The sequence below is a fragment of the Nonomuraea sp. NPDC050691 genome (genome assembly GCF_040654455.1).
Lineage (GTDB): Bacteria > Actinomycetota > Actinomycetes > Streptosporangiales > Streptosporangiaceae > Nonomuraea.
In genome coordinates this window covers 1-5,653 of the sequence record NZ_JBFAIA010000298.1, presented here as the reverse complement: position 1 = coordinate 5,653, position 5,653 = coordinate 1, and the positions used below count along the sequence as shown (strand labels likewise).

At 71.1% G+C, this 5,653-nt stretch carries 6 protein-coding genes; all 6 read left to right on the top strand.

Translation table 11 applies throughout. From position 1 onward, the window contains the following. The coding region (locus AB0H81_RS43640; protein WP_358388048.1) for a hypothetical protein at positions 1-288 on the top strand (288 nt) is incomplete at its 5' end. Then, positions 285-905: a Holliday junction branch migration protein RuvA gene (gene ruvA / locus AB0H81_RS43635; RefSeq protein ID WP_358388047.1), complete on the top strand. Its 621-nt coding sequence runs from the start codon at positions 285-287 to the stop codon at positions 903-905. The genes AB0H81_RS43640 and ruvA, both read left to right, overlap by 4 nt. 190 nt (positions 906-1,095) lie before the next feature. Then, complete coding sequence (gene ruvB / locus AB0H81_RS43630) at positions 1,096-2,127, top strand: Holliday junction branch migration DNA helicase RuvB (RefSeq protein WP_358388044.1); 1,032 nt, start codon at positions 1,096-1,098, stop codon at positions 2,125-2,127. A gap of 213 nt (positions 2,128-2,340) precedes the next feature. Beyond that, a complete protein-coding gene (gene yajC / locus AB0H81_RS43625; protein ID WP_358388041.1) occupies positions 2,341-2,742 on the top strand; it encodes a preprotein translocase subunit YajC in 402 nt (133 codons plus the stop codon). 44 nt (positions 2,743-2,786) lie between these two features. Next, positions 2,787-4,610 (top strand): protein translocase subunit SecD, encoded by a 1,824-nt coding sequence (gene secD / locus AB0H81_RS43620; RefSeq protein WP_358388039.1) that lies wholly within the window; start codon positions 2,787-2,789, stop codon positions 4,608-4,610. 1 nt (position 4,611) lies between these two features. Further along, positions 4,612-5,622, top strand: a complete 1,011-nt coding sequence (gene secF / locus AB0H81_RS43615) for a protein translocase subunit SecF (RefSeq protein WP_358388036.1) — start codon at positions 4,612-4,614, stop codon at positions 5,620-5,622. Positions 5,623-5,653: the final 31 nt, after the last annotated feature.

Here is a 5,653-nt window from a genome sequence, read left to right as displayed (position 1 = left end):
GTGGGCGTCCAGGCGGCCGTCACCGCGATCCTCGCGTTCGGCTCCACGTTCGTCATCGTCACCGGCGGCACGGGGACCTACAGCACCGGGGCCCGCACGCCCGCCACCGATGCCCGCACGCCAGGCGCCCGCGCGGCAGCCGCCGGTCGCGTCACAGGGGCCCGCGCGGACACCCCCGGCCGTGCGAACATGGCCGACGGGCGCGCAGACGCCGGAGCCCGCCCCGGCGCGCCCGCGGACGAGCAGGACAGCCCGGGCAGGGCCCCGGAGAAGGACGTGACACCGTGATCGCATCAGTGGCCGGCCGGGTCGCCGCCATCGCGCCCGACGGGGCCGTGATCGAGGTCGGCGGCATCGGCGTCCTCACCCACTGCACGCCCGGCACGCTGGCCCGGCTCAAGGTCGGCGAGGAGGCCCGCCTGGCCACCTCGCTGGTGGTGCGGGAGGAGTCCCTCACCCTGTACGGGTTCGCCACCGAGGACGAGCGGGCCGTGTTCGAGCTGCTCCAGACGGCCAGCGGCGTCGGGCCCAAGCTGGCCCTGGCCATGCTCGCCGTCCACACCCCCGACGCGCTGCGGGTCGCCGTCGCCTCGGCCGACCTCAAGGCCCTCACCAAGGTCCCCGGCATCGGGCAGAAGGGCGCCCAGCGCATCGTGCTGGAGCTCAAGGACCGCCTCGGCACCCCCGACGCGGCCCTCGACGCGGCGCTCAACGGCGACCGCCCCGCCCCGCTCTGGCGCGACCAGGTCCACTCCGGCCTCGTGGGCCTCGGCTACTCCGCCAAGGACGCCGACGAGGCCGTCCTCGCCGTCGAGCCGCAGGCCGAGGCCGACGCCGCCGCGGGCCGCGAGCCGCAGGTCGCCGCCCTCCTGAAGGCCGCCCTGCGCGCCCTGAGCGTCCGATGACCCGGCCACCGCGCCGCCTGGCCCGCCCGGCCACCAGCCGGCCGCTCTCCCGGCCGGCCGCCTGCCGCGTGCCCTCCCGACGGGCCGAGAGGCGCGCGCGTGCCGTACGCTCGCAGGATCATCGCACCGGGCACGGCCAGGTGGACGGTGGGGCGCAGCGCGCGGGGCAGAGCGTGAGGGGGACGCGGACGTGAGCCTGGAGCGGGACCTCGTGTCGCCCGACGCCGACGGCGACGAGCTGCAGATCGAGGCGGCGCTGCGCCCCAAGCGGCTGAGCGAGTTCATCGGACAGGGCCGTGTGCGCGAGCAGCTCTCGCTCGTCCTGGAGAGCGCCCTGCGCCGCAACCGGCCGCCCGACCACGTGCTGATGAGCGGATCGCCCGGACTCGGCAAGACGACTCTGGCTATGATCATCGCGGCCGAGCTGAGCGCCCCGCTCCGCATCACCTCCGGCCCCGCCCTGGAGCGGGCCGGTGACCTGGCGGCCATCCTGTCGACGCTGGCCGAGGGCGAGGTGCTGTTCATCGACGAGATCCACCGGATGGCCCGGCCCGCCGAGGAGATGCTCTACCTCGCCATGGAGGACTTCCGGGTCGACATCGTCGTCGGCAAGGGGCCCGGCGCGACCGCCATCCCGCTCGACATCGCGCCGTTCACGCTCGTCGGCGCCACCACCCGCGCCGGCCTGCTGCCCGCGCCGCTGCGCGACCGCTTCGGCTTCACCGCGCACATGGACTTCTACGAGGTGGACGAGCTGGAGCAGGTGCTCCACCGGTCGTCGCGGCTGCTCGGCGTGACCCTGCCCCCGGAGGGCGCCCACGAGATCGCCCGCCGCTCGCGCGGCACGCCCCGCATCGCCAACCGGCTGCTGCGCCGGGTGCGTGACTTCGCCGACGTGCGCGCGGACGGCGTCATCGACCGTGACATCGCCTCCGCCGCGCTCGACCTGTACGAGGTCGACGCCGAGGGGCTCGACCGGCTCGACCGGGCGGTGCTCGGCGCGCTGCTGCGCAAGTTCGGCGGCGGACCGGTGGGCCTGTCCACGCTGGCCGTGGCCGTGGGGGAGGAGCCCGAGACGGTCGAGGTGGTCGCCGAGCCGTTCCTCGTGCGGCAGGGACTGCTGGCCAGGACCCCGCGCGGCCGGGTCGCGACCGCCGCGGCCTGGCATCACCTGGGCATGACACCTCCCCCGGATGCCTTCGGAGCCACGCTTTTCGACTGATTACAGAACGGTTGCAACCGTTTCGAATTGGGAACTTCCCCGCGCGCCGAAACGCTGCCTCGTTGCCGCGTTTCGCAACAACGGCCTACACTCCGTGGCTTGGCTGGCTGTGTAGGCTGACGGGCTGAGCGGCGCGGCCCCGGAGGCAATGCCCGGAATTTCCGGCGCGACGCCGGTGTCAACTTCTTGTACGAAGATGGAAGGTCGCCCCTTATGAACACGGGTCAACTCACGAGTATCCTGCCGCTGATTCTTCTGGTGGTGGTGTTCTACTTCCTGCTGATTCGTCCGCAGCGCAAGCGTCAGCAGGAAGCGGCTCAGATGCAGAACAGCCTGACCCCCGGGGCGCGGGTGATGACCACGACGGGCCTGTTCGGCACCGTGGTCGCGGTGGAGAATGAGGACGTGGTCCTCGAGGTGGCCCCCGGGATCGAGACCCGGTGGGTGAAGGCCGCGATCGGGCGTGTCGTCACCCCCGGCGAGCCCGTTGCCGACGAGCCCCTGGCGGACGACGTGTCCGACGCCGCCGAGACGGACAAGGCCGAGACGGACAAGGACGGCACGACCGGTACCACCTCCGAGCGCAACGACGGCCAGGACACCACCAAGTCCTGACTAGGCTTCTGCGACAAACCTCTATCCGAAAGAACTGACGACCAGTGGCCCGACCGACCAGCAGCCACAGCAAGCCGGGGCGGACGCTCCTGCTGCTCCTGGCGCTCATCCTCGCCCTGGGCGGGACGATGTTCCTGCAGAAGGCGTTCACGCCGAAGCTCGGACTCGACCTCGCCGGCGGCACGACGGTGACGCTGTCACCGGTGACCCAGAACGGCGCGGCTCCGCCTCAGGAGATCCTCGACCGCGCGGTCAACATCATCCGCGACCGGGTCAACGGCACCGGCATCTCCGACGCGGAGGTCGCCAAGTCCGGCGACAACATCATCATCTCCATCCCGGGCGTCGGGCAGAGCGAGGCCATCAAGCTGGTCGCGACCACCGCGGAGCTGCGCTTCCGCCAGGTGCTCGCCATGGAGGCCACGCAGCTCCCGCAGGAGCTCCCCACCCAGGCGCCGACCCCCGGCGCCTCACCGAACGGCTCGGCCTCGCCCAACGCTTCGGCGTCGCCGTCGGCCAAGTCGCAGCCGTCCTCCACCCGGTCGGCCGGCACGCCCGGCCCGTCCGTGTCCCCGACGGGCAAGGCGCTGTCCTCGGCGCTGACCGCGCCCACGCCCACGGCCACGGGCGGGGCTGCCAAGCCGGAGACCACCCGCGGCGCGCAGTCCGACCAGCGGCAGCAGCGGCAGAAGGGCCAGGAAGCGAAGGCCACGCCGACCCCGTCGGCCTCGCCGAGCGGCACGCAGCAGCCGGCCGACCCCGGCATGAACACCGCCGGCATCGACCCGGCGGTGCTCAAGCAGTTCCAGGCCCTCGACTGCACCGACCCCAAGAAGCGCGGCCAGGGCGTCCAGGACGACCCCAACAAGCAGTACGCCGCCTGTGAGAGCGACGGCAGCTACAAGTACGTCCTCGACAAGGCCAAGGTCGTCGGCACCGACATCGACACCGCCAGCGCGGGCGTCCGCCAGGGCACCACCGAGTGGCTCGTCCAGCTCGACTTCAAGTCCAAGGGCGCCAGCGCGTGGGCCACGCTCACCGCCCAGGCCGTCAGCGCTCCGGACCCCCGCAACAAGGTCGCGGTCGTCCTCGACGGCGTCGTCATCACCGCCCCGAACATCATCAGCGCCATCCCCGGCGGCCGCGCCGAGATCACCGGCGGCTTCGACCAGAAGAGCGCCACCGACCTCGCCGAGCAGCTCAAGTACGGCGCCCTGCCGCTGAAGTTCGAGCGCAGCTCCGTCGACACCGTCTCCTCGACCCTCGGTCAGGACCAGCTCCAGGGCGGCCTGGTCTCCGGCATCATCGGCCTGGCCCTCGTGGTCGTCTACTGCCTTCTCTACTACCGCGGCCTCGGCATCGTCGCGGTGCTGAGCCTCGTGGTCGCCACGATCCTCACCTACACGGCCGTGGTCGTTCTCGGCCACAACGCCAACTTCCGGCTCTCGCTGCCGCACATCATCGGCCTGGTGGTCTCGATCGGCATCACCGCCGACTCCTTCATCGTCTACTTCGAACGCATCCGTGACGAGATGAAGGAGGGCCGGCGCACCCTGCGGGCGGCCGTCGAGGTGGCCTGGGTCCGCGCGCGGCGCACGATCCTGATCGCCGACGCCGTCATGTTCATCGCCGCGGTCGTGCTCTACGCGCTGGCCGTCGGCGGCGTGGCGGGCTTCGCGTTCGCCATGGGCCTGACCACGCTCATCGACATCCTGGTCGTGTTCATGTTCACGAAGCCGTTCATCGCGATGCTCGCCAGGCTGAAGTTCTTCGCCAAGGGGCATCCGCTGTCCGGTCTCGACTCCGAGCGCATGAGCGCCGACCACGGCGGCTCCGCCGGCCGTACGACCACCCCGCAGGAGGCCTGACATGGGACTGGGGCGTCGCCTCTACCGCGGCGAGATCGACATCGACTTCGTCGGTCGCTGGAAGCTCTGGTACAGCCTGTCCGGCTTCCTGCTGATCATCTCCATCGCCGGTCTGCTGATCAACGGCCTCAACCTGGGCGTGGAGTTCAAGGGCGGCTCGGTCATCTCGTTCAAGCCGGCCGTCACCACGACCGTGCAGGACGTCCGCGCCACGTTCCTCGAGCAGGGCGTCCACCAGCCGATCGTCCAGACGACCAACGAGCGTTACCGCATCACCAGCGAGGACCTCTCCGAGGCCACCACGACCAAGCTGCAGGAGGTCATCAAGCAGAAGTACGACGTCAAGGGCGAGATCGACGTGCAGTCGATCGGCGCCTCCTGGGGCGGTGAGGTCTCCCAGAAGGCCTGGATCGGCCTCGGCGTCTTCATGCTGGCGATCATCCTGTACCTGTCGATGGCGTTCGAGCCGAAGATGGCGCTGGCCGCCATCGTCGCCCTCGTCCACGACCTCGTCATCACCGCGGGCATCTACGCCTGGTCCGGCTTCGAGGTCACCCCGGCGACCCTGCTGGGCTTCCTGACCATCCTCGGTTACTCGCTCTACGACGCGGTCGTGGTGTTCGACATGATCAAGGAGGTCACGGCCAAGCTGGGCACGACGTCCAAGCAGACGTACTCCATGGCGGCCAACAACGCCCTCAGCCACACGCTGATCCGGTCGCTGAACACCTCGCTGGTCGCGATCCTGCCGGTGGCGGCGATCCTGTTCATCGGCACCACGCTGCTCGGCGCGGGCACGCTGAAGGACCTGTCGCTGGCCCTGTTCGTCGGCATGATCGTCGGTACGTACTCCTCGCTGTGCGTCGCCACGCCGCTGCTGGTGACGCTGAAGGAGCGCGAGCCGAAGTACCAGGCCATCGCCCGGCGCGTCGCCGCCGCGAGTGGTGGCGGCGGCAAGAAGCCCGGCAAGGGGTCCAAGGGCTCCGAGAACGCGGCCGTCGCCAAGGGCTGAGCGTCAAGCGCGGGGCGGGCCGGCACACGCC